Annotated in this window: 16 protein-coding genes, 4 pseudogenes and 1 riboswitch; of the genes and pseudogenes, 3 read left to right on the plus strand and 17 right to left on the minus strand. The window is 58.5% G+C overall.

Annotation, left to right across the window (positions count from 1 at the left end):
• Nucleotides 1-32 precede the first annotated feature (32 nt).
• The 4 genes and pseudogenes from ACVW1C_RS12510 to ACVW1C_RS12525 all read right to left on the minus strand — a co-directional run.
• Nucleotides 33-1,094: pseudogene (locus ACVW1C_RS12510) on the minus strand (methyl-accepting chemotaxis protein); the annotation flags it as partial.
• Between the two features lie 57 nt (nucleotides 1,095-1,151).
• Complete coding sequence (locus tag ACVW1C_RS12515; RefSeq protein ID WP_456758680.1) at nucleotides 1,152-1,373, minus strand: hypothetical protein; 222 nt, start codon at nucleotides 1,371-1,373, stop codon at nucleotides 1,152-1,154.
• Nucleotides 1,370-1,621 (minus strand): hypothetical protein, encoded by a 252-nt coding sequence (locus tag ACVW1C_RS12520; protein ID WP_456758681.1) that lies wholly within the window; start codon nucleotides 1,619-1,621, stop codon nucleotides 1,370-1,372. Before ACVW1C_RS12520 ends, ACVW1C_RS12515 begins: the two co-directional genes overlap by 4 nt.
• 229 nt (nucleotides 1,622-1,850) lie before the next feature.
• Nucleotides 1,851-3,530, minus strand: a pseudogene (locus ACVW1C_RS12525) (methyl-accepting chemotaxis protein).
• A gap of 416 nt (nucleotides 3,531-3,946) precedes the next feature.
• Nucleotides 3,947-4,030: riboswitch (ZMP/ZTP riboswitch) on the plus strand.
• Between the two features lie 34 nt (nucleotides 4,031-4,064).
• Here ACVW1C_RS12525 and ACVW1C_RS12530 point away from each other — a divergent pair.
• Nucleotides 4,065-5,345 carry a serine hydroxymethyltransferase gene (locus ACVW1C_RS12530; protein ID WP_456758682.1) on the plus strand — a complete coding sequence of 427 codons (1,281 nt, stop codon included), beginning with the start codon at nucleotides 4,065-4,067 and terminating at the stop codon, nucleotides 5,343-5,345.
• Nucleotides 5,346-5,686: 341 nt separating this feature from the next.
• Here the strand turns inward: ACVW1C_RS12530 and ACVW1C_RS12535 are convergent, their stop codons facing one another.
• The 9 genes from ACVW1C_RS12535 to ACVW1C_RS12575 form a co-directional block, all read right to left on the minus strand.
• Nucleotides 5,687-6,265, minus strand: a complete 579-nt coding sequence (locus tag ACVW1C_RS12535) for an adenylate kinase (protein ID WP_456758683.1) — start codon at nucleotides 6,263-6,265, stop codon at nucleotides 5,687-5,689.
• A 128-nt stretch (nucleotides 6,266-6,393) separates the two neighbouring features.
• Nucleotides 6,394-8,358 (minus strand): acetate--CoA ligase, encoded by a 1,965-nt coding sequence (acs, locus tag ACVW1C_RS12540; protein WP_456758684.1) that lies wholly within the window; start codon nucleotides 8,356-8,358, stop codon nucleotides 6,394-6,396.
• A 75-nt stretch (nucleotides 8,359-8,433) separates the two neighbouring features.
• Complete coding sequence (locus ACVW1C_RS12545) at nucleotides 8,434-9,156, minus strand: glutamine amidotransferase (RefSeq protein WP_456758685.1); 723 nt, start codon at nucleotides 9,154-9,156, stop codon at nucleotides 8,434-8,436.
• 21 nt (nucleotides 9,157-9,177) lie between these two features.
• Nucleotides 9,178-9,906, minus strand: coding sequence for an aquaporin (locus ACVW1C_RS12550; RefSeq protein ID WP_456758686.1), 729 nt, complete (start codon nucleotides 9,904-9,906; stop codon nucleotides 9,178-9,180).
• Nucleotides 9,907-10,025: 119 nt separating this feature from the next.
• Nucleotides 10,026-11,474 (minus strand): amidase, encoded by a 1,449-nt coding sequence (locus ACVW1C_RS12555; protein ID WP_456758687.1) that lies wholly within the window; start codon nucleotides 11,472-11,474, stop codon nucleotides 10,026-10,028.
• Nucleotides 11,475-11,492: 18 nt separating this feature from the next.
• Nucleotides 11,493-12,236, minus strand: coding sequence for an ABC transporter ATP-binding protein (locus tag ACVW1C_RS12560; protein ID WP_456758688.1), 744 nt, complete (start codon nucleotides 12,234-12,236; stop codon nucleotides 11,493-11,495).
• Entirely contained in the window at nucleotides 12,226-13,956 is a 1,731-nt protein-coding gene (locus ACVW1C_RS12565; protein WP_456758689.1) for an ABC transporter permease subunit, read from the minus strand. The genes ACVW1C_RS12560 and ACVW1C_RS12565 overlap by 11 nt, the downstream gene beginning before the upstream one ends.
• A gap of 95 nt (nucleotides 13,957-14,051) precedes the next feature.
• Nucleotides 14,052-14,918 carry a branched-chain amino acid ABC transporter permease gene (locus ACVW1C_RS12570; protein WP_456758690.1) on the minus strand — a complete coding sequence of 289 codons (867 nt, stop codon included), beginning with the start codon at nucleotides 14,916-14,918 and terminating at the stop codon, nucleotides 14,052-14,054.
• A gap of 12 nt (nucleotides 14,919-14,930) precedes the next feature.
• Nucleotides 14,931-16,202, minus strand: a complete 1,272-nt coding sequence (locus tag ACVW1C_RS12575; protein WP_456758691.1) for an urea ABC transporter substrate-binding protein — start codon at nucleotides 16,200-16,202, stop codon at nucleotides 14,931-14,933.
• Nucleotides 16,203-16,737: 535 nt separating this feature from the next.
• Between ACVW1C_RS12575 and pdxR the strand changes: the two genes are divergently transcribed.
• Complete coding sequence (pdxR, locus tag ACVW1C_RS12580; RefSeq protein ID WP_456758692.1) at nucleotides 16,738-18,180, plus strand: MocR-like pyridoxine biosynthesis transcription factor PdxR; 1,443 nt, start codon at nucleotides 16,738-16,740, stop codon at nucleotides 18,178-18,180.
• A gap of 1,012 nt (nucleotides 18,181-19,192) precedes the next feature.
• Here pdxR and ACVW1C_RS12585 read toward each other — a convergent pair.
• Both ACVW1C_RS12585 and ACVW1C_RS12590 read right to left on the minus strand, forming a co-directional pair.
• Nucleotides 19,193-19,321 (minus strand): annotated as a pseudogene (locus tag ACVW1C_RS12585) (DUF2274 domain-containing protein); the annotation flags it as partial.
• Nucleotides 19,322-19,325: 4 nt separating this feature from the next.
• Nucleotides 19,326-19,508, minus strand: a pseudogene (locus tag ACVW1C_RS12590) (TrbI/VirB10 family protein); the annotation flags it as partial.
• Between the two features lie 701 nt (nucleotides 19,509-20,209).
• Between ACVW1C_RS12590 and ACVW1C_RS12595 the strand changes: the two are divergent.
• Nucleotides 20,210-20,536: a DUF72 domain-containing protein gene (locus ACVW1C_RS12595; protein ID WP_456763064.1), complete on the plus strand. Its 327-nt coding sequence runs from the start codon at nucleotides 20,210-20,212 to the stop codon at nucleotides 20,534-20,536.
• On the opposite strand, the gene ACVW1C_RS12600 is transcribed toward ACVW1C_RS12595, so the two are convergent.
• Nucleotides 20,522-20,935 (minus strand): hypothetical protein, encoded by a 414-nt coding sequence (locus tag ACVW1C_RS12600; protein ID WP_456758693.1) that lies wholly within the window; start codon nucleotides 20,933-20,935, stop codon nucleotides 20,522-20,524. The two genes, ACVW1C_RS12595 and ACVW1C_RS12600, sit on opposite strands and share 15 nt — an antisense overlap.
• Complete coding sequence (locus tag ACVW1C_RS12605; RefSeq protein ID WP_456758694.1) at nucleotides 20,895-21,581, minus strand: hypothetical protein; 687 nt, start codon at nucleotides 21,579-21,581, stop codon at nucleotides 20,895-20,897. Before ACVW1C_RS12605 ends, ACVW1C_RS12600 begins: the two co-directional genes overlap by 41 nt.
• Nucleotides 21,582-21,584: the final 3 nt, after the last annotated feature.

The following is a 21,584-nucleotide window of genomic DNA, read 5'->3' on the forward strand; positions in this document are numbered from 1 at the left end:
CCGGTCGGGTCGATCGACCGATACGCAGCGCTCTATGCGGCTTGGACCGATTCCAGGAATTTTCTGACCTGAGATTTCAGACGCGCGCTCTGCTGCGTTAGCGCGCCGGCCGAAGTAAGTACCTGCATGGATGCAGACCCTGTTTCACTCGCCCTACGCTGCACGTCTCCAATACTTGACGCAACCTGCTGGGTGCCCTGCGCAGCGCGCTGGATATTCCGCGACACCTCTTGCGTAACGGCTTGCTGTCCTTCGACCGCAGTCGAGACTGCAGCGGCAATATCGGGGCAATCGTGGAGCTGATTTCCTGGATGGCGTGCACAGAGCCCCGCGTCGTGGCCTGAATGCTGCTGATCTGCTGACTAATTTCGCACGTCGCCTGGCCGTTTGTTCCGCCAGAGCCTTACCTCGGCAGCCACCACGGCAAATCCACGCCCGGCCTCGCCTGCTCGAGCGGCCCCTATGGTGGCGTTCAATGCAAGAAGGTTCGTTTGCCCAGCAATCGTGTTGATCAATTCGACGACGTCCCCGATCCGCGTGGCCGCACTAGAGAGCGCGTTGATCTGCTCGTTTGTCTTCTCGGTCTGTACCACGGCGGCGGCAGTCATCGCGGCCGACTCTCGGACGCGCACACCGATCTCTACCACTGAATGAGCGAGTTCTTCGATCGATGCGGCGACCGATCCGACGTTCGTGGAGGACTCATCGGAGGCCTGGGCGACAATGGACGAGAGCGCCATCGCACTCACGGCTGTCTTGGAGAGGCTGTTTGCGGCGAGTTCAAGGTCGCCCGAGGCTGACGAGACTGCATCCACGATTTCGCCAATGTCGCCCTCGAAGCGTTGAGCAAGCTCGCGCATATAAGTTCGGCGCCGCTCGTGCTCCACCCCTTCTGACTCCGCCTTCTCTCTGCGAAGGCGCTCCGCCTCGATGATGCTGTCCTTGAACACCTGAACCGCATTGGCCATCTCGCCCACTTCGTCATGGCGGTCCGTGCCGGGGATCGATACTGAGTGACCTCCGGTCGCCAACACCGTCATAGCGGCGGTCAATGAACGTAACGGCCTGGTGATCGACCGCGCTATCATGAGGGCGGCTCCGACCATCGCAACAAAGATCACGGCTCCGCCCACGAGGAGGAAAAGGCGGATTCATGCATATTGCTCATCAGCCGACTGTTCGATCTGCTTGGCCATATCCCGATGCCGTGCGAGCAGTTGCGCGGCCCCTTTCTTGACCTCATTGAATAGCGGCAGCACTGTCGTGGTGATCTCAATTCCTGCTTGATCGTAGTCACCAGACAATATCCTGGCAGCCAATGGTCTTAGACCGTCTTCGACCAGCTTTGTCTCGGAAGTCTCGACCTGGGTCACGACATCGGTGAAGTACGTGCCCGGCTGGAACTCCTATAATCACGGAGCGCATTGTTCATGATCGCAACAGCCTTCTCCATCGCTTCCGTATGGAGAGTAACCGGGTGATTGTCACGCTTCGCTGCGGGAATTGCTGGATTATGCTGGACGGCCAACAGAAGCTGACGGAACGTCTCCTGCATCGACTCGTTCAGTTTGGACGTTTGTTCGATCGATTTTAGTGCATCAGTTTCAGTACGAGACAACATGGCCTGTGTCTTAGACGTCGATCGACAGCAATCACACTAACCATGATTAACCCAACAACGTTGATCGCAATCAGCAAGGTAATACGTGCGCCTATTTTTAAGTATGGCATGTTGCGATCCGATTTTCCGGCTGGGAGGAGCTAGACCACGATCCCCTGGCCTAGCTAACGTTTTGCATTGGCGTAGACGAAGTCTCGGCCTCACTAAAGGCTTCTCGCGGCTTAGTTGCCTAGGCAGCGCGTACGTTGACGAGGAATTTTGACACCTCTGTCTTGAGGCGATTAGAGTCGAACGACAGCGTCTGCGCGGCTGATAGCACCTGCGAAGACGCAGAGCCCGTCTCTGTTGCGCCGCGCTGCACTTCAGTGATGTTGGACGACACCTGTTGAGTGCCCTGCGCCGCCTGGCGAACGTTCCGCGAAATTTCTTGCGTCGCCGCGCCCTGCTCTTCGACCGCGGCTGCGATCGTCGAGGAGATCTCGGAAAGCTTCTCGATGGTACCGGAGATTTCCATGATGGAGTTGACCGAGTCCCGCATCGCTGCTTGGATACTGTTAATCTGCTGATCGATTTCACCGGTAGCCTTTGCAGTCTGCGTCGCCAAAGTCTTTACCTCCGAAGCCACGACCGCGAAGCCGCGACCCGCGTCCCCGCTCGGGCGGCCTCGATGGTTGCGTTGAGCGCGAGTAAATTGGTCTGGCTGGCGATAGTGTTGATCAACTCGACGACATCGCCGATTCGGGTAGCCGCCTTCGACAACTCGCCGACACGCTCGGTCGTCACGCGCGCTTGACCGACGGCCTCACTAGCCATCCGAGCGGATGCTTGGACCTGACGGCTAATTTCGTTGACCGACGATGACAGTTCCTCAGTTGCAGCGGCAACCGACTCAACGTTGGTCGATGCTTCTTCGGAAGCTGCGGCCACAGCGGTAGACAACTCTTGCGATCGCGCCGCCGTACCCGACAAGGTGCTAGCCGATGCCTCGAGTTCAGACGACGCGGAAGAGACATTGTTAACGACTTCGCCGACCACCTTCTCGAATTCGCGGGTGATGCTGTCGACCCGAAGACCACGCTCGATCTTGGCATCGGCTTCCTCGGCCGCTGCCTCGTCAGCAACTCTCTTGACGATCAACGCCTCCTTGAACACTTGCAGAGCGTCTGCCATCTTCCCCATCTCAGTTTTCTCGCCACGATGGGGAACCTCAGCGGTGAGGTCGCCTTGGCCGAGAGCCTGCATAGGCTCCATGATCGAAGCAATGATGTTCGAGACGTCGTGAACAAGATAGGCGCTCATGGACACGCCAACGACGGTCGCAGCCAATAGGATGGTTACGACCAACCAGAACGTCGAGTTATATGCATCGGACGCGGTCCGTGTTTCGGCGTCAGCACCTCGATTATTAAGGGCAACGTCTTTTCCCAGCAGATCTTCCGCCTTCGTCGCCACTTGATCGGCGGACACGGCCGTCTCATAGGCGTCGCGAAGAGAGTCCTCACGCGACAGCGTCATGACCTTCGTTGAAATCTCCCGATAGGAAGCCCAAGTCTTGGCCCATTTCGTCGTAGAGTGCGCGCTCTTCTGTTGAGGAGATCAACGGCTCATAGGTCCGGCATATCTCGTCGTGGTTCTTATTCATTTCCTCTAGATTTTTTTCGATCGCCAACTTCTCTTCAAGAGTTTGGGCCAGCATGTGCTGACGCACCGCCGCTCGGTAAGCGAGGTTACTCGCCCGCAGTTCACCCAACGTACGAATGCTGGGCAACCAGTTGAGGGTAATCTCGCTCATGCTCGTGTTCATTGCCTGCATCTTCAGAAGGGCGAGAACACCCATGCCGGCAAGCGCGACAATGAGGATCGCCACAACGGCGGCAATCTTCGAGCGAATGGAGAATCTGGAGAACATTAGCAATTCTCTTCTGAGAGAGGGTGGATACCGGGTCGATATGTCGATGCTACATACAAATTGATTCAAGCTTCGGCAGCGTTAACATCCCGCGTAGGTAAGATTACGTACGGGGCACGCCGGTATTTTGTGGCACCGAAGTTTCCCGCGACAACGATTCCTACTTCTCATCTTCTCCAAAACTCCGTGCAAATGCTGACCCGCCCCGTTGGACATGAGGGAGCTCGATGCGTCACGGATCTTTTTCAGAACTCACTTATGTCGCTAAAGTTCGGCTTCGGAGGGCACGAGGATCTTCGGACAAGCGCTTGGCGCCCACTTTCAGGCCCTGCCCGCGAGCAGTCCGCGAACTGGTAGTTGCGGAAGGTCCACAGGTCGGCTAAATCCTGTTTCGCGAAGAGCTCCCGTGCTCATTCGTCCTATCGTGCAACTGGCGAGTTAACGTGGAATCGACCACGGTGAAGCGCGATGGGTTCATGCCGATCGCCTGGGCAACCAATCTGCTGAGATAACAGCGAGTTGAGGAGCCCGAGCATGTCGTCATTTCGCAATGAATTGTCCATCAACGATCCAGAGATCGCCGCCGCCCTTGCGGGAGAAGAACGCCGCCAGCAGGACGGCGTCGAACTGATTCCATCCGAAAACTACACCTATCCGGAAGTGCTTGAGCTGCTCGGGTCGGTCTTCACCAACAAATACTCGGAGGGGTATCCGGGACGTCGGTACTACGGCGGACAGCAATATACGGACGAGATCGAAAATCTCGCACGCCGACGGGCGTGTTCGCTTTTTCGCGCCGAACACGCCAACGTGCAGCCTCTCTCTGGATCGCCGATGAATCAGGCCGTCTATCTCGGTCTGCTCCAACCCGGCGATACCATCCTCGCGATGGATCTGTCGCACGGTGGCCATCTCACCCATGGCGCGCCGGTGTCCCACATGGGTCGCCTGTACAACTTCACTCGTTACAAGACGAGCCCATCAAAGAGCGGAGAAATCGATTTCGACGCATTGCGCGCAATCGCAAAGGAAACGCGTCCCCAAATGGTGTTGTGCGGCTACAGCTCCTATCCGCGCGACCTAGACTATGCCGCCTTCAAACGCATTGCCGACGAAATCGGTGCGCTGACGATGGCTGACGTGAGCCACTTCGGCGGATTGGTTGCCGCCGACGTTATGCACAATCCGCTCGATTCCGGCTTCGACGTCATGACGACGACATCCCACAAGTCGCTACGCGGGCCCCGTGGCGGGATCATCCTGTGCCAGAAAGAACATGCCGGTCGGATCGACGCCTCCGTCTTTCCCGGCTTGCAGGGCGGACCTCACATGAACGTCGTGGCCGGAATTGCTGTCACGCTCAAGAGGGCGGCAACGTCGGATTTCCAGGCCTACGCGCGACGAGTCTTGCGCAACGCAAAGGTGCTGGCCGGCGCGCTGATGGAGCGCGGGATGAAACTCGTCACGGATGGGACGGACAATCACATGATGGTCATCGATACCTCAGCGTCGGTCGGAATCGATGGACGAGCCGCCGAGGAAATGCTCGATGCGATGGCCATCACCACGAACAAGCAGGTGATTCCGGACGATCCGCGCCCGCCGCTGAGGCCTAGCGGTGTCCGCCTCGGCACGCCGGCGGCGACCACACGAGGAATGGGAGATTCCGAGATGCGTCGTATCGGCGAATTCATTGCGACCGCCTTGAACGCCAAGGGAGACGATGCGGTCATCGCGCGGCTCAGATCAGAATGCGTCCAGATGTGCCGGGCTTTTCCTGTCCCGGGTGTGGAGTCCAGTTTCGGACCGAACTAACCGCCTGCAAGCAAGCCCGGCAGGGGGTCGGTATACAAGACCGAGGTCGGGCGCCAACGCCCGACCTCGGTCATGCTTACCCACTGAACTTAGTTGGACGACTGGTCGCTGCTGCCCTACCGCGCGTGGCGCGTTCGCGCGCGAACGCCGATCGAGGAATACAGCACAGTGGATGCAGATATCTCTGGCAAGAACCGCTCAATATGCGTCAGATAGGTTGGCCTGATCTTCTCTGTGCGCAGGCAAATCGACTGCCTGTACTCTCAGCCAACAAAAGGAACAGGGGTGGCGAGCGCGTGCTTTCGGTGGGCACCGAGAGCGCTGGCGCACGAAGCCTTCTGTCATTTCATCGCATCGATCAAAGCTGTCGTTACGGCGTCAATCGACTGTGAGGCGTCAACTGTCCTCAGTAATCCTTTGGCTGAATAATATTCAGTAAGCGGCCTCGTCTGGCTTGCGTAGGCAGTCAGACGCACGCTGAGCGCTTCCTTATTGTCGTCCGCTCGCACTGCTTCGCCCCCCGCGCGGGCCTGCATGGCCCTCCCCAGGATCCGGTCGAGCAACTTCGCTTCACTGACCTTGAGTTCGATCACGCAATTGAGCTCGTGTCCGTCGACGACCAGGAGCTGGTCGAGCATTGTGGCCTGCGTAACTGTGCGCGGAAACCCGTCAAGGATGAATCCATGCGCAGCATTGGGCTGAGCAATTCGCCCGATGATCAATTCCACCACCAAACCGTCAGGAACGAGTTCGCCACGTTGCATGATGTCTGCCACTTTCAGTCCGATCGGAGTTCGCGCGGACACTGCCGTCCGCAGCATGTCTCCGGTCGAGAGCTGAGGAATCGCGAGCATCTGGGACAGTCTGAACGCCTGCGTACCCTTCCCGGCGCCGGGTGGCCCCAATAGTACAAGTCTCACATCACTTCTCCATCGACCAGATTGTCCTGCGGTCGTTTGGCCGAACGCGGCGTCAATCAACCTGCGCGCTTCATTCGGCGCGCCCCAGTGCCGTCAGCCGCACGGCAGACGTTCATGCGTCGCGCACGCTATCGCTTGTTCTGTCGGTTCTTCACGAGATCGTCGACCACGGCAGGATCGGCCAGGGTCGAGGTGTCGCCGAGGCTGGAGGGCTCGTCCTCGGCGATCTTGCGCAGGATGCGGCGCATGATCTTGCCGGAGCGCGTCTTCGGCAGGCCGGGCGCGAATTGAATGAGGTCCGGCGAGGCAATCGGGCCGATGTCCTTGCGGACCCAGGCGACGAGCTCCTTGCGCAAGGCCTCGGTCGGCTCGGTGCCCTTCATCAGCGTGACATAGGCGTAGATGCCCTGGCCCTTGATGTCGTGGGGATAGCCGACCACGGCGGCTTCCGAGACCGCCTCATGCGCCACCAGCGAGCTCTCGACCTCGGCGGTGCCCATGCGATGGCCGGAGACGTTGATGACGTCGTCGACCCGCCCGGTGATCCAGTAATAGCCGTCGGCGTCGCGTCGGCAGCCGTCGCCGGTAAAATACTTGCCCTTGTAGGTCGAGAAATAGGTCTGCTCGAAGCGGGCATGGTCGCCATAGACCGTGCGCATCTGGCCCGGCCATGATTTGGCGATGCAGAGATTGCCCGAGGTCTCGCCCTCCAGCGTCTTGCCGTCGGCATCGACGATCTCGGGCACCACGCCGAAGAACGGCCGCGTCGCCGATCCCGGCTTGAGTTTGGTCGCACCCGGCAGCGGCGTGATCAGGATGCCGCCGGTCTCGGTCTGCCACCAGGTGTCGACGATCGGGCAGCGGTCGTCGCCGACCACGCGGTGGTACCACTCCCAGGCTTCCGGGTTGATCGGCTCGCCGACCGAGCCGAGCAGCCGCAGCGATTTGCGCGAGGTCTTCTTCACCGGCTCGTCGCCGCCCTGCATCAGCGCGCGAATCGCGGTCGGCGCGGTGTAGAAGATGTTGACCTTGTGCTTGTCGACCACGTTCCAGAAGCGCGAATTGTCCGGGTAGTTCGGCACGCCCTCGAACATCAGCGTGGTCGCGCCGTTGCAGAGCGGCCCGTAGAGGATGTAGCTGTGGCCGGTGACCCAGCCGACGTCGGCGGTGCACCAGTAGATGTCGCCGTCGTGATAGTCGAACACGTATTGATGCGTCATCGACGCGAACACCAGATAGCCGGCGGAGGTGTGCAGCACGCCCTTCGGCGTTCCGGTCGAGCCCGAGGTGTAGAGGATGAACAGCGGATCTTCGGCATTCATCGGCTCGACCGGGCAGTCCGTGGTCACCATCTCGGCGGCCTCGTGGTACCAGAGGTCGCGCGTCGGGTTCATGTCGATCGCACCACCGGTGCGCTTCACCACCACGACCCAATCGACGCCGCCGGTTTTGGCGATCGCGGCATCGACATTGGCCTTCAGCGGCACCTTCTTGCCGCCGCGCAGGCCTTCGTCGGCGGTGATGACCACCTTGGAGTCGCAGTCCTTGATGCGCTGGGCGAGGCTGTCCGGCGAGAAGCCGCCGAACACCACCGAGTGGATCGCGCCGATCCGCGCGCAGGCCAGCATGGCGTAGGCCGCTTCCGGAATCATCGGCAGATAGATCGTGACGCGATCGCCTTTCTTGACGTTCCGCGTGCGCAGGATGTTGGCCATCTTGCAGACTTCGTCGTGCAGCTGGCGGTAGGTGATGTGCTTGGATTCGGAGCGGTCGTCGCCCTCCCAGATGATCGCGGTCTGGTCGCCGCGCTTCTCGAGATGGCGGTCGATGCAATTCCAGGCGACGTTCAGCACGCCATCCTCGAACCATTTGATCGAGATGTTGCCGGGCGCGAAGGAGACGTTCTCGATCTTGGTGGGCGCCTTCATCCAGTCGACGCGCTTGGCCTGCTCGGCCCAGAAGGCGTTCGGGTCCGCGATCGAGCAGGCGTACATGTCCTTGTACTTGGCCGGATCGACCCAGGCGCGCTTGGCCCATTCCGCGGGGACGTCGTAGACCCTCTCAGACGTTGGCAGTGCCCCCGACTTCTTCATTTCGCTTCGCCTTCTCCAAACAGCAACAGCCCACTGTCCGCGACACTGCTGCTTCTCGACTTCTAAATAGCGGAATCAGCGCGCCGCGTTTTGGGGGATCATCTCGATTTCGTTCAACCAAAGACGTAGGCAGGCGCGAGCCCGGGCTTCAAGCTTGAATCGAAGTGACTTGTACTCACGTCTCAGCTTGCACACATCGATGCCAACAACGGCGAGTTCACAGGTGTGACCTATCAGCCAGCGCTCAAATCCGACTGAACCCAATTCAGGGTGGAACTGAAATGCGATCGCATTGTCCCCGAAGGAGAACGCTTGATTCTCGCATATCTGCGTAGATGCAAGCCGCACGGCTCCCGAGGGAAGATCGAACGTATCGCCATGCCAATGGAGGACGGGCTCGCCTAGCAAGCTCGCCAGGCAGGACCGGTTGCCATCACGAGTCATATCTACGGGAAAGAACCCGATTTCCTTGTCGTTTGCGGGATAGACGCGGGCGCCCAGGCTCCGGGCCATTAGTTGGGCTCCGAGACAAATTCCCAGTGTTGCTCGCTTATGGCCAAGCCGTCTCTCGATGTAGTCGGCCTCGACCTTCAGAAACGGATATTTACTGTCATCGTAGGCACCGATAGGACCTCCCAGAATGACAGCGATATCGTCGTCACCAGGATCGAGGCTGCTAAGATCGTCTATTCCGGCATCGACATAACGAACGTCAAGTCCGCTTTGTCGGAACACATCCTCGAAAGCGCCGAGATCTTCAAAGGCAAGATGCCGGATGGCTACAACAGTACGGGTCATCAGACTAGCGAAGCCGGTTGCCTAGTTTGCATCAATCGATCGAAAGCCGAAACCTACGAGAAGTGCGGCGGACAACGGTGCAAGGAAGAACAACCATACTTGTGCAATAGCGTGCTGACCGACGAACAGAGCGGGTCCCAGGCTACGCGCCGGATTCAACGACACCCCCGTCACGTTGATGAACGCAACGATGATTACCGCAAGCAAGCCCCCGATCGCCAATCCCGCAAGATCGCCCATCGACTTCGTCGAAGTAGCCCCTAAAATCACAACGATAAAGATCGCTGACGTAATGAACTCGGTCAGGAAGGCGGACAGAACATCGTACTGCCCGAGATAATTGTCTCCCCACCCGTTTTGACCCAGGCCGGATGATGGATCGAACGAGGTCCCGATCTTACCGCCCATAATAAGGACCAAAACACCCGCACCAACGACACCACCAGCGAGCTGAGCTACGATGTATCCGGGAATTCGACTGGACTTAAAGCGTCCAGCCGCCCACAGCGCCACCGTCACGGCTGGATTGATGTGACAGCCGGATACTGGTCCCAATGCATAGATCAATGCAGTCACGGTCAGGCCGAAGGCGAGACCAATTGGTAATGCGCCAATCGGGATTGCAGATCCGTATGCCCCAACAACCACCGACCCGCATCCGACAAACACGAGAATTGCGGTACCAATGAATTCGGCGATGTATTCCTTCGACATTACTGTCAGGTCCTCTTCAGAGAGCTTTTGATACATGGTCACCCGCGGCTGAACCGCGGGAATTTGAGATTGCTCAGGCGCAGAGTATCGCGGCCGCACGGCGAGGCCCTGCGGCTGCTATCCCTACCGTCTCGACGTCCTCGATCGTCTCCGCCTCAGATCTGCGGATGTTTGCCGATCCAAGGGTTGGCGGCCTCGTAAGCCAGCGCAGCGTGAAACACGGAGGCATCCTCGTAAGTTCGACCGACGATTTGCATCCCCGTCGGCACGCCGGAGCTCGCGAAGCCGCTTGGAACGGTCGCCACCGGGCACGGACTCATCAGATTGAAGGGATAAGTCATGCACCAATTGATCATTGCATCCCACGGCCGGCCATCGATCTTGAAGGATTTGTCGTCACACTGATGCCAGGCAGCAACCGATGGCACGGCAGTTGTCGGACACAGCAGAAATTCGTGCTCTTGAAGGATGGGGCTAAGCTTCTTGTACATCTCGGTTCGAACGAACTCCGTTTGCTTAACCTGCACGTAGTTGTGCTGCATGCCGCGCTCCAGCAGCCCGCGAACGTAAGGATCCATCTCGTACTTCCAGCGAGGAAGGTGCTGCCCGGCGACCGACGCAAACAGTCCCTCCCAGTGGGTCATCCAGGCATCGTACGAACCGAGATTCCAGCCGACGTCGACCTCGACGATCTCGCAGCCAAGTGATCGAAAGACGTCGACCGCAGCGAGCGTATTCTTCCGCACCTCCGGATCGACCGGGAAGTAACCGAGATCCATGGAGAAGGCGACCTTCTTGCCCTTCATTGACCCGCCCTTCAAAGGCACGTCGATCTTGGGCTTCAGCGACGCCATGTCGTCCGGATGAGGTCCGCTCATGATGTTCTGCATGATGATCGCGTCCCCTACCGAGCGCGTGATCGGGCCCAGATGAAGGATCCAATCCAGATTGGTCGGCAACAGGCATCCGGGGTTACGCCCAAACGGCGGCTTGAAGCCGAAGACACCGTTGACGGATGAGGGAATGCGGATCGATCCACCGCCGTCGTCACCGTCCGCAAGGGTCGTCATACCGGTCGCCACTGCCACGGCCGAGCCACCGGAGGAACCACCCGAACTGTATTCGGTGTTCCAAGGATTTCGTGTCGCGCCCCAGAGCGGGCTGTGGCAATGGCCTGTATGCGCGAACTCCGGCGTCGTCGTGCGGACGTGCAGAATAGCACCGGCATCCAGAAGTCTCTGAACGATCGGAAGCGTATAGTCAGCTCTGACGCCCTCGAAGATCTTGGAACCCCATGTCGTAATCTCATCCTTCACGGGATGCAGATCCTTGATGGCCAGCGGGATCCCCTCCAGCGGACGCGGATTGCCGCCTCCGCGGGCGTAGCGCTTCTCCGCCTCCTTCGCCTCTTCCAATGCCTTATCGAAATACATGTATGTCAGAGCGTTCACCTTCGGATTCGCCGTCTCACACCTCGCGATGACCGCATGCATGAGTTCGACAGGCGACAGTTGCTTCGCCTTGAACGCCTCTACGGCCTGCTCTGCCGTGATGTAGCAAAGATTGGAATCCGTGGTTGCGGCGAGAGTCGTTGTAGCGGCCATTTGTGCATCCTCCGAGTTTTAGCTTGCACTCATCAAGTTGCGCGCGAGCTCTCTGCTCGCACCCAATTCGTCCTGATCGACGTTCCGTACGATCCGTCCCATGTCCATTACGTAGGCGCGCCGAGAGAGAGCAGCAGCGAAGTCAAGATTCTGCTCCACGAGCAGAATGGCGAGCGACTCCCTGCTCATCAGATTCTTCAGCACGCCGATGATCGTATCGAGAATCGATGGCTGAATGCCTTCCGACGGTTCATCCAGCAGCAATACGCGCGGTCGACCGACCAGGGCCCGCGCCAGCGCAAGAATCTGCTGTTGACCGCCGCTCAATCCGCCGCCTCTCGAGCCAAGATGTGGCTTCAATGCAGGCAGCATTTCGATGAGTTCGTCTACCCGCTCTTTTCCCTTGCCTTGTGCAAACTGCGTGACCTGAAGATTCTCGATCACACTGAGGTTCGGAAAGATCGCGCGCCCCTGCGGGACATAGCCAAGACCAGCAATCGAAATACTGTTAGCCGGCAACCTGTCTATCCGCTTCCCTTCGAGCCATATCTCACCGTGTTCGGGGCGAACGAGCCCCATGATAGTCTTCAGCAAGGTGGTCTTACCGGCGCCGTTGCGGCCAAGAACGCTTACGATCTCCCCAGAGCTTACGGAAAACGAGACACTCTTGAGAATGGCAGCGGATCCGTAGCTCGACGACAGCTCGTTGACCAACAGCGCCGCATCCGCGCGCTCGAGATTGCATATATTCTCATGCGGCATGAGAGCGCCTCCCAAGATAGGCGTCGATCACCGCGTCGTCGCGGACCAACTCATCGAACGAGCCCGAGCGGAAAACAATCCCCTGATGCAACATCAGAACGGGGGCCGAAAGCGATCTGATGAACTCCATGTCGTGTTCGACCACGATGAGGGTGTGATGCTCCGAGAGAGCATGGATCAACGCAATGGTGCGACGCTTGTCTTCGTCGCCCATTCCGGCACCTGGCTCATCCAACAGAACAACCGACGGGTTTTGTACGAGCAACAGCGCTATCTCCAGCCACTGCTGTTCGCCGTGCGACAGGTTTTTGGCCACGTCCCCTACACGATGACCCAATCCTACCCGTTGCAGGACGGCCCCGAGCTCCTGAGGATCGCTGGAGATCATTGCGGCCAACAACATGTTCTCCCGTACGGTCAGCTCGGGGAAGATGCACGGCACTTGCATCTTGATTCCGAGGCCGCGGCGGCAGCGTTGAAAAGTCGGCATCTTGCTGACGTCGGCGCCGTTTAGGACGACAGTGCCTTGATCGGGGGCGTGCCTTCCCGTCAGAATGTTGAAGAAGGTGCTCTTTCCCGCGCCATTCGGTCCAATGATCGCGTTTATTGGATGTTGCCCGAAGGCAGCGCTGATCCCGCGGAGAACATGGACGCCTCCGAAGTGCTTGGCGATATCAGTTACCGCCAACTGACGCCCTGTGGCGCCACTAGCCAGCCCCGAGCTCGATTGGCGAATCCTGATCCGGAATTCGTGCCGCTGAGGCCGGCCAGGCAGAAGCCAACGGCGGACCGTCGGTACCACACCATCCGGCATCAACATGACGACGCCAACCAATAGTGCGCCCACGAGCAAAGGCGTTTGCTGTGTAACGACGAGGTCTGCCGCATCTGCGGCCGACTGAACGATGAATACGCCGACAAATGCTCCGATCAGCGAGCCTCGGCCGCCGACCATGACCCAAACAACAACCGTCGCCGCTTGAGCCAGTGAAAAGACGGAGGGATTTACGAATGTACCCCAAGCCGCAAAGAGACCGCCACCAAGTCCGGCAATGAGGCCCCCGATAGCGAAAGCCGTGAGCTTTAGCCGACGCACATCGTACCCGAGAAGCTCCATGCGCAGCTCGTTGGAGCGGAGCCCTTCGATCTTCAATCCAAAGCGGCTGTGCACCAGAAGATGAAGAGCAAGGTAGATCACCCCCGCGAACACAATTGCGAAGGTCAACAACTGACGAATGGTCAGCTCCTCGCCTCCTATCCCGCCGATTGCGGGAAATGCGATACCGGGAAGCGAAGGGATGCCATTGAAGCCACCAAGCAGGGCATCTCCAATATGGTACTCGGGACCGGCCGTACTCGCGAGGACCGTATAGATGATCAACGTGACGGCCAGCGTAACTATCGACAGCGACACATCGGTGAGGCGACTGTAGAATAGGAAGTAGCCCAAAAGCACGGAGCTAACAGCGCCGACCAGGCCCGCTCCGACGAGCGCCGAAATCGTCTCCTGGCTGTCCGGGAAGAAATTGAGCGCAATCACGGCATACGCATAACCGCCCAATCCGAATACGGCGTTTTGGCCGAAGCTGAATATTCCCGCCTTGCCCCAAACGAAGTCGAGGCTCAAGGCACAAATGGCGAAACTGATCCAAAGGGTCAGCTTCAGCGCCAAAGTGCTTGACGTAAACTGCGCGGCTACCACCAAGAACGCGACAATCACGGGTATTGCCACCGCTGTCTTCAGACGCGCGGACCGGAGCGCGAGATGTGGAGCGAATTCGGACGCTAAGCATTCGTCTTGAGGCATAGACGTCATTACAGCCCCCTCTTCCACCCGAAGGACACGCCGAACGGCTTGAACCGGAGGATCACGATCGCCATCGCAAACAGACCTGTGACGCCCCAGAGCGTGGTCGCCCCCTGTGACAACGCGTTCGACACTCCGCCAAGCAGAATGGCCGACAAGAGCGTGCCCGAGATGAAGGCTGGCCCTGCAATGACCACCGCCATGAACGCCTGCCCGACATACGCCTGGCCGAGGCTCGGACTGACCGAGATCATCGGCGCAAGGATCGCGCCGCCGAGCGAGGCCAGCGCGCAACCAAGCGTGAACGTAATGAAATTGATTCGCTGCGCCGGCACGCCCAAGGCCAAGGCCATCGTCGGGTTTTGCGCCGTCGCGCGTGCCAGCAGGCCGTACTTCGTTCGGGTGAACAAGAGATAGAGGCCCGCGAGCATCGCGATCGCGGATAGCAACATCACCAAAGTGTAAGCGGGAAACGAATAGGAGCCGATCGTTACCGCTCCGAGTGGCGTCTCGATGCCTGGTGGTGTCGTGCCAAAAACATCCACGGCGAGTTGGAACATCACAAGACTAATACCGAACGTTATGAGGAGGGTGTCGACGAGCTGCCTTTGGTAGATCCGCGAGATCAGCAGGACCTCCATGACACCGCCGATGGTGGCTCCCACGAAGGGAGCCACCATCATCGCGAGCCACCAAGGAAAGTGGAGTTTCAGCACCAAGGAAGTCGTCGTTAGCGCTCCCACCATCAAGAATTCTCCATGCGCCATATTGACCACGCGCATGAGACCAAAGATGACTGCAAGCCCCGTCGAGATGAGAACCAGGGTGGCGATTGCAGTCACAGCTGAGACCGCTATGACGACGAATGCATCCATGATGCTGTAACCTCAGAACTTGGGGTTGATCATTCGATGTGACGTCTTGTCTTTGTCCGTCAGATCGCACGTTCCCGCCCCAACGACTTCCCGCGTCGGAGCAACCTGATCGAATTTCTGGATGATCTCGTACGTCTGCTTGTCGGTCACGCGCGCCAGGTGGACGTTCTGGATATTGCGGTGGCTCTGCGCATCCAGACGGACCTCGCCGGCCGGCCCGTTGAAGGGGGTGGCCTTCTCCAAGGCTGCGACCACCTTGTCGACCTCTGCGGATCCGGCAGCTTCCACCGCGGTCTTCCACTGGTGCCAGGCATTCCAGACCTGGGCGGGCGTATCCGCGACGACACCGGCGTCCGGATACTTCTTGCGGAAGCCCTCCAAGAACGTCTTGTTTTCGGGATTATCGAGACCTTCGAAGTACGAATAAGCGACGACGATGCCAGCGCCCTCGGATGGTGAGAGTACCTTCTCTTCGTTGCCCAAGCCGAACACCGGCGACAGGATCTGGATCGACTTGTTCAGGCCGGCGGCGGCAAACTGCCGGTAGAACGCGACGTGGTTGTTGCCGACGAGATTCGACATGATCACATCGGGCTTCGCTGCCTGGATACGGCGGATCGTAGCGCTGAAATCCGATACGTCGAGCGGAATAAATTCCGTTCCGACCATCGCGGCGCCCTTCTTCTCGACGAGGCTCTTCGTCCAGGCATTCGCGACGTGTCCGTAGATGTAATCCGCGGCCACGACGTAGATCTTCTTTCCGCCGTTCTTGATCGCCCAGTCGAGCAGCGGCCCTTCCTGCTGAACACAGTCCGTCCCCTGCATGAAGCAGTACTTGTCGCACTCGCCGCCTTCGTCGATGGTCGGAAAGAACAGAAGTTTCTTGTTGCGGCTGAGGACGGGACGCGCCGCCTCGCGCGAGGCGCCCGTGAAGCAGCCGACGACGGCGGAGATCTGGTCGTTCGATCCGACCTCTTGAGCGTAGCGCGAGTAAAGCTCGATCTTTGATTGCGTATCGTATTCGTGCAGCGTGACCTTCTTACCCAGAACGCCGCCCGACGCGTTGATTGCGTCGATCGCGTAGCGAGAGACGTTCATCTCCTGAATCCCGTAGATATTGAGATTCCCGGTCAGGTCGAAGAGGCTCGCGACGTGCAACGTCGAGTCTTCGGCACGCACGATTGCCGGCGCAGCAATGGCTGCAGCGCCCGCCAAACCCAATTTGAGAGCAGAGCGCCGCGTGATCGCGCCTGCTTGACTAGTAAAATTGAATTCCCTCGACATAGCATTCCCCCTCTTTTGATAACTTTCCAAACTCAAAGCACTTCCGACTTCACGATCGATGAGGCGCTGGGCAGCTATATTCAGCTGCGCTCACAGCGTGCACCGCCTTAGAAAACGTCCGTCTGCGTGGAATCCCGAGACGGCGATCCACTCCAAAGATCCGCGGCCGAAGTTCAGTTCGAAGAGCGGCAGCCTCCGCAGTGTTTGGCCGGCCACACACGACCTGGGTGGGATAGCTGTCTGCTGCCGCGAGCCGACAGACGGCGCCACAACAAGTGGGCGGCATGACTGCGCAAAAGATGCGGCTTTCGCTTGCAACGCATCAATTTGCACCGCGTCGTTCGCAAGCGCGAAACGCCCCAAGTCGTACGTTGTCGTTTCTTCGTCCATCTTGCCAGGTGCCCTGGATTCAGCGTAGGAGCACTATGGGTTCATGTGATGGACCCATGCATCAGCCAGTTTGGGAAAGATGACCGGTCCAGTTGTTCGCAGGTGGCCCATCAATATGCCTATCCGCTTGGATAGACGGCTGCGCATGCCGATCTATCAGCAGTTGGCGCAACAACTCATCGAAGAAGTTCGTCGCGGGCGCTTGGCTCCCGGCACAGCACTACCTGGAACACGCGAACTCGCGTCCGAACTACAGATCAATCGAAAGACCGTCGTCATTGCGTATGATGAGCTAATCGCTCAGGGCTGGCTCACGGCCGATCCTATGCGCGGCACATTTGTATCTTCTATTTTGCCAGAGCCAGCCGACGGCTCCGCGCGGCCATTCGAGCCGCAGATGCCACTTCGGCGAGATTATGAGATCGCCGACGATATAGGCGACGTCCCAGTCGTCGTGGGAGGCCCGGCAGCACAGTCGTTTGATGATGGGTTACCGGACACGCGCTTGGTACCAGCCGCGATATTAGGACGTGCGTACCGCTCCGCCATCCAACAAGCAGCGCGCAGTAACCGCCTTCACTACGGCGACCCCCGCGGTCACCAAGGTCTGCGAGAGGCAATCTCGCGGCTCCTAAATGCTGATCGGGGTTTGACCACGACGACGGACAACATCTGCCTGACCCGTGGAAGCCAAATGGGTATCTTTCTGGCGGCACGGGTTCTTACGCGCCCGGGAGACACTGTTGCGTTCGAGAAAGTCACCTATCCGCCGGCGCACCTGTCGTTCACCTCATCTGGCGTTAATGTCGTCAGCATTCGTGTTGACGAACAGGGACTCGATGTGGATCACCTTGAAGAAGTTTGCCGCGAGACCCGCATTTCGGCGATTTATCTTACCCCTCATCATCATTTTCCGACGACCGTTATTCTTCCTCCGGAACGTCGGATGAAATTGCTGACGATCGCAGACCGTTATCGGTTCTCAATAATCGAAGATGACTATGATCACGAATATAATTTCGAGTTTAAGCCATTGCTGCCAATGGCGAGTTTTGCCCCGACCAAAATCATCTACATTGGCTCCTTTTCAAAGATCCTTTCACCCAATCTGCGCCTAGGTTACGTGGTCGCGCCGAAGGAAGTAATCGACGTATTCGCCAAGCAGATCCTTCTCATCGACCGACAAGGCGATCAGATCACCGAGACAGCCGTCGCCGAGATTATCGATCAAGGCGAACTTGCGCGTCATGCCCGGCGAGCCTTGACGGTTTATCGCGGACGCCGGGATGCCTTTGCGTCTTTGCTACGCGCCCATTTCGGCGATTTGATACGGTTCGAAGTCCCTGTCGGTGGACTGGCTTTTTGGATCCGCTTCCAACATGATAGTTACCTCCATCAACTTGAGACGAGAGCTCTCGCGAAAGGCTTTCGGCTCCTGCTGAGCGACTCCTATCGCATCTGCTCTTCAGCCCCGCACGGACTCAGACTCGGGTTTGCCAGTAAAGATCGGCACGAGATGAGTGAAGCTATCACGAGACTTAGAGGGCTTATGGAGGAACCTCGCCTTCGAATGGGTACCGTCGGGTGACTGAACCGTATTAAGCAGACGGAGTTCGGCCGGCAAGTCTCTGCAAACGACCAAAGTGAATTCGCATTTCCTCTTCGTCCAGCCCAGTTCACTATGGACCGATATCGCGTCTCGATCACATCAACTTTATTGCTCCGCGAGCAACGTCCGCAAGTCCTGTGAGGATCCGACGCCATTCTCCTCAAAGATCACGGCAGTCGTTCACAATGGAATCGGGCCAACGCTCCGACGCATTCACCGGCCGCGATGCGTTCATCGATTTCTTATGCGCCCCGCAGCGCGCTCTTGATAAAGATCATCGCGCCATACTTTTGTCGAGGATCACTTAAGGTAGAGCTTTAGCGATGGACGCATCAAGTGGCCAGAAGCGAAAAGAAAGGGCGACCGCTTGCAAAGCAAGCGGTCCAAGTCTGGGAGGAAGGAGTGCTTCAATTACTTGGTTTGTGGAAAATCGACAGGGCCAGTAAGAACACGTATTAGGTGAATCTGGACCATTCATTCCTTTCGTCGCTCAGTGACGCTACTGAAGCGCTCCCAACGAAATGACAGAGCTTGTCGCGGGAGCACTGCTGATCAGTCGCGCTGCCCTTATCTTCCCGTCACAAGATGAGCATCTGAGGGACCACTCCCCACGCCACCTTTTTTTGAACTGGATGGCGGCACATAGCCAAATTCTCTATAACGGAGAAGACGAATTGGCTGTGGCTGCCCATCATCGCGTAGCCGCAATATTTTGGACTCGTCAGCGTTTGGCGTACGTCCTGCGCACAATGAGCCATGCGATGGCCCTCGCGATGTTGAGCAAATACGCCCAGATGCGACCACACCGAACGTGAGACGCAAACTTAAACTGCCGGAGAGCAAGCGGTGGAGCACAAGAGTCTCGATCCCAAAGCGAAGACTGCGCCTTTTCGCAGTTCAACATCGGCGATCGACCTCGTACATCTCCGGTGCGCCGTAGCGGCCGCAGATCACGGCAGCTTCCGGCAAGCGGCGGAAGCGCTGCTGGGATAGGCTGTCCCGTTTCGCGCGCAAGCACTTCGGCGTACGCAAGCAGATCGCGATGCACTGGTGCGGGTAATTCGAGCGTGAGTTTCACCGGCTTGTCGTCGGCGATAGCACCGAGCTTGAGCTTTGCCATTTTCTCACCCCTTGTAAGGCTCGAGCACGAGGTCACGATTGACGATCACGCGGACTGGGAAACCAGGTCTGATCGTCAGAGTCGGTTGAATGTTGAGATTGCGCTGAACGATTTTTTGCCCGGTCTGGTTCAGGCTATCGCTGGCTCCGAGCCGGAGCGCCTGAATGAGACCCCCGTTGTTGCCGGTACCGCGACTTGTCCCCCAAAATGGGCCGGTATCCGTCATTGTAGATTAGGATAAAGTCGGGCCCCCAGGGCACCGCCATCGGAAAGCCCGACGCTGTCATGATCCCGACGATAAGCTTAAGGCTGGGAGGCCAATTCTTCTGGTCGCCTAGCGCTGTCGTTGACCAATCCTTGCTCGCGATGAGGCCAGCCATTTCATTCGCGGTTGGTGGCTTTACTTCGCTGAGGCTCAAGGACATTTGATATCCTACGGCACTGGCAGGAAAGTCAAAAGCCCTAGCATAGAGCGGGATTTGAAAGAAGGTCGAGCAGGTTACGCAGCCTCGATCAACCCAATCTATGTCCAAGCATAAATTCCTATGAGGATTGTGGTTAGCAAGAGTCGAACTTGCATGCTCCAGTTACGGTACTTGTGCGTCGTAGGCACAGCCGGTTACGTGGGCGAATGGCACTGGCAGCAGGACTCGAACCCGCGTCAACCGGCTGAGAACCGCGCCGTTTCGTAAGAGACCGCCGCGAGTCGACCATCCCTTCGAACGTCCTGGTGCCAGACGGCCGGCAATGCGCGGCCTCCCGACAGCAGTTCGAGAGTCGTTGCCCGCGGCTCCCAAGAAATCACTTGGGCAAATTAGGACAAATTAGCTGACCTTCATGCGTTAATGCGACCCGTCCAAACAAAACACTTAATGGCATCACGGCTGGATCGGATCACACGGACAAAGTGGGGGCGCCTTCCGTGAGGCAGGCATCATCTTCTGCTCCTGCAGTGGGCCGAGATTACCGGACGTACTTATCCGGACCGCGGACGAAGTATATGTCAGGTTGCATGGTCCCAAGCGCTGGTATCGGCACGACTATACAAAGGAAGAGCTGACGGTGTGGACCGACAGGATTAAGGCCAGCCGAGCCAAACGAGCCTGGGTCTATTTCAATAACGATAATGACGCCTATGCGCCGAAAAACGCCACCGCACTGCGGCGCATGTTGCGAAGCTTTGGGCCGCCCACCCGCGGCCTACCGCGTCCTTAGATGCTCAAGCACCACATTTGCCCCCGTCCGGCCGGTTTCTTGCAACCGCTCAAGAGTTTCGGTGCCGATGTCGTCAGCTTCAGCCTTGAGCACATCGGAGGCTTCGCGCACGCTTTGGGCTACCGCTTCCGCCCGAGCATTCAGATCCTCTTTGACGCTGTCGCTGAACTCTCCGGCCCATTTGTTTTCGAACTCTGACGCGCTGAACGCGCCGGCAACCGCGGCTCCAACTGTCAAACCTATTGCACCGATCAACTCAAGCAGCGCCGAGAGGGACGACTGGACCTCTGCGATCGACTCCTTTCGAGGCATCGCATCGCCAAGCTTACCCAAGTTTTCCTGCGCATAGGTGACGCCTTCATCCAACCCCTGCTTGACCGCATCCGCGGCGCTCGACATGGCAGCCGACGCCGTGCTTTTCGCGCGCGGTGGAACGGGCTCGATCGATGCTATCGTTTGCCGCGTCCGAGGCGGTATCGATGCCTGCCTTCACTCGATCGACAGTCTGGGCTACTCGGTCTTTCAGGGAGCCGGCAAACCCGGTCGCGGCGGCTTGGGCTTCGCTCGCCAGGTCGGCGGCCTCACGCCCCGTCGCGGATATCGCATTCACCGTACCTTCCCCGAAGGATTGAACGCGTTCGGCAGCCTCACCTACCATTTCCCTGGCCTTTTCGATCGTTGGCGCCGCCGCCTCAACGGCGCGGCTGCGAACGGTCTTCGACGTCAGGGCAAGGCCGGCACCGATCATCAGAAGGGGAAGTGGAAAGCCCCGAGCCAGCCGCAGCACGGGCACCGCAACCGCAGTCCCCGCAGCGATCGTCTGCATCGGGTTTTCCATGGCTTGCTGCTTAAGCGAGTCGAGCCAGCCTTGGGCTTTTCGGCCGACAAACTCGGAGACTTCTGACTTGATCCCCTGCGGGGAGACCTTGTAGCGCAAGTCTTCTGCGGTATCGGTGATCTGCTCTCTTAACCGATCGACGGTTGCCGAAAGCTGCGCGCGGCTCCGCTCGGACTCGCGCCTCAACTCCTCAACGGATCTTGTCATGGC

The organism is Bradyrhizobium sp. USDA 4011 (assembly GCF_054063415.1).

Excerpts from the sequence above, each read along its gene's own strand:
- ACVW1C_RS12520 (WP_456758681.1), bottom strand. The coding sequence starts at position 1,621 with ATGTTGTCTCGTACTGAAACTGATGCACTAAAATCGATCGAACAAACG.
- ACVW1C_RS12530 (WP_456758682.1), top strand. The coding sequence starts at position 4,065 with ATGTCGTCATTTCGCAATGAATTGTCCATCAACGATCCAGAGATCGCC.
- acs (WP_456758684.1), bottom strand. The coding sequence starts at position 8,358 with ATGAAGAAGTCGGGGGCACTGCCAACGTCTGAGAGGGTCTACGACGTC.
- ACVW1C_RS12545 (WP_456758685.1), bottom strand. The coding sequence starts at position 9,156 with ATGACCCGTACTGTTGTAGCCATCCGGCATCTTGCCTTTGAAGATCTC.
- ACVW1C_RS12550 (WP_456758686.1), bottom strand. The coding sequence starts at position 9,906 with ATGTATCAAAAGCTCTCTGAAGAGGACCTGACAGTAATGTCGAAGGAA.
- ACVW1C_RS12555 (WP_456758687.1), bottom strand. The coding sequence starts at position 11,474 with ATGGCCGCTACAACGACTCTCGCCGCAACCACGGATTCCAATCTTTGC.
- ACVW1C_RS12560 (WP_456758688.1), bottom strand. The coding sequence starts at position 12,236 with ATGCCGCATGAGAATATATGCAATCTCGAGCGCGCGGATGCGGCGCTG.
- ACVW1C_RS12570 (WP_456758690.1), bottom strand. The coding sequence starts at position 14,918 with ATGGATGCATTCGTCGTCATAGCGGTCTCAGCTGTGACTGCAATCGCC.
- ACVW1C_RS12575 (WP_456758691.1), bottom strand. The coding sequence starts at position 16,202 with ATGTCGAGGGAATTCAATTTTACTAGTCAAGCAGGCGCGATCACGCGG.
- pdxR (WP_456758692.1), top strand. The coding sequence starts at position 16,738 with ATGCCGATCTATCAGCAGTTGGCGCAACAACTCATCGAAGAAGTTCGT.
- ACVW1C_RS12600 (WP_456758693.1), bottom strand. The coding sequence starts at position 20,935 with ATGTCGAGCGCCGCGGATGCGGTCAAGCAGGGGTTGGATGAAGGCGTC.
- ACVW1C_RS12605 (WP_456758694.1), bottom strand. The coding sequence starts at position 21,581 with ATGACAAGATCCGTTGAGGAGTTGAGGCGCGAGTCCGAGCGGAGCCGC.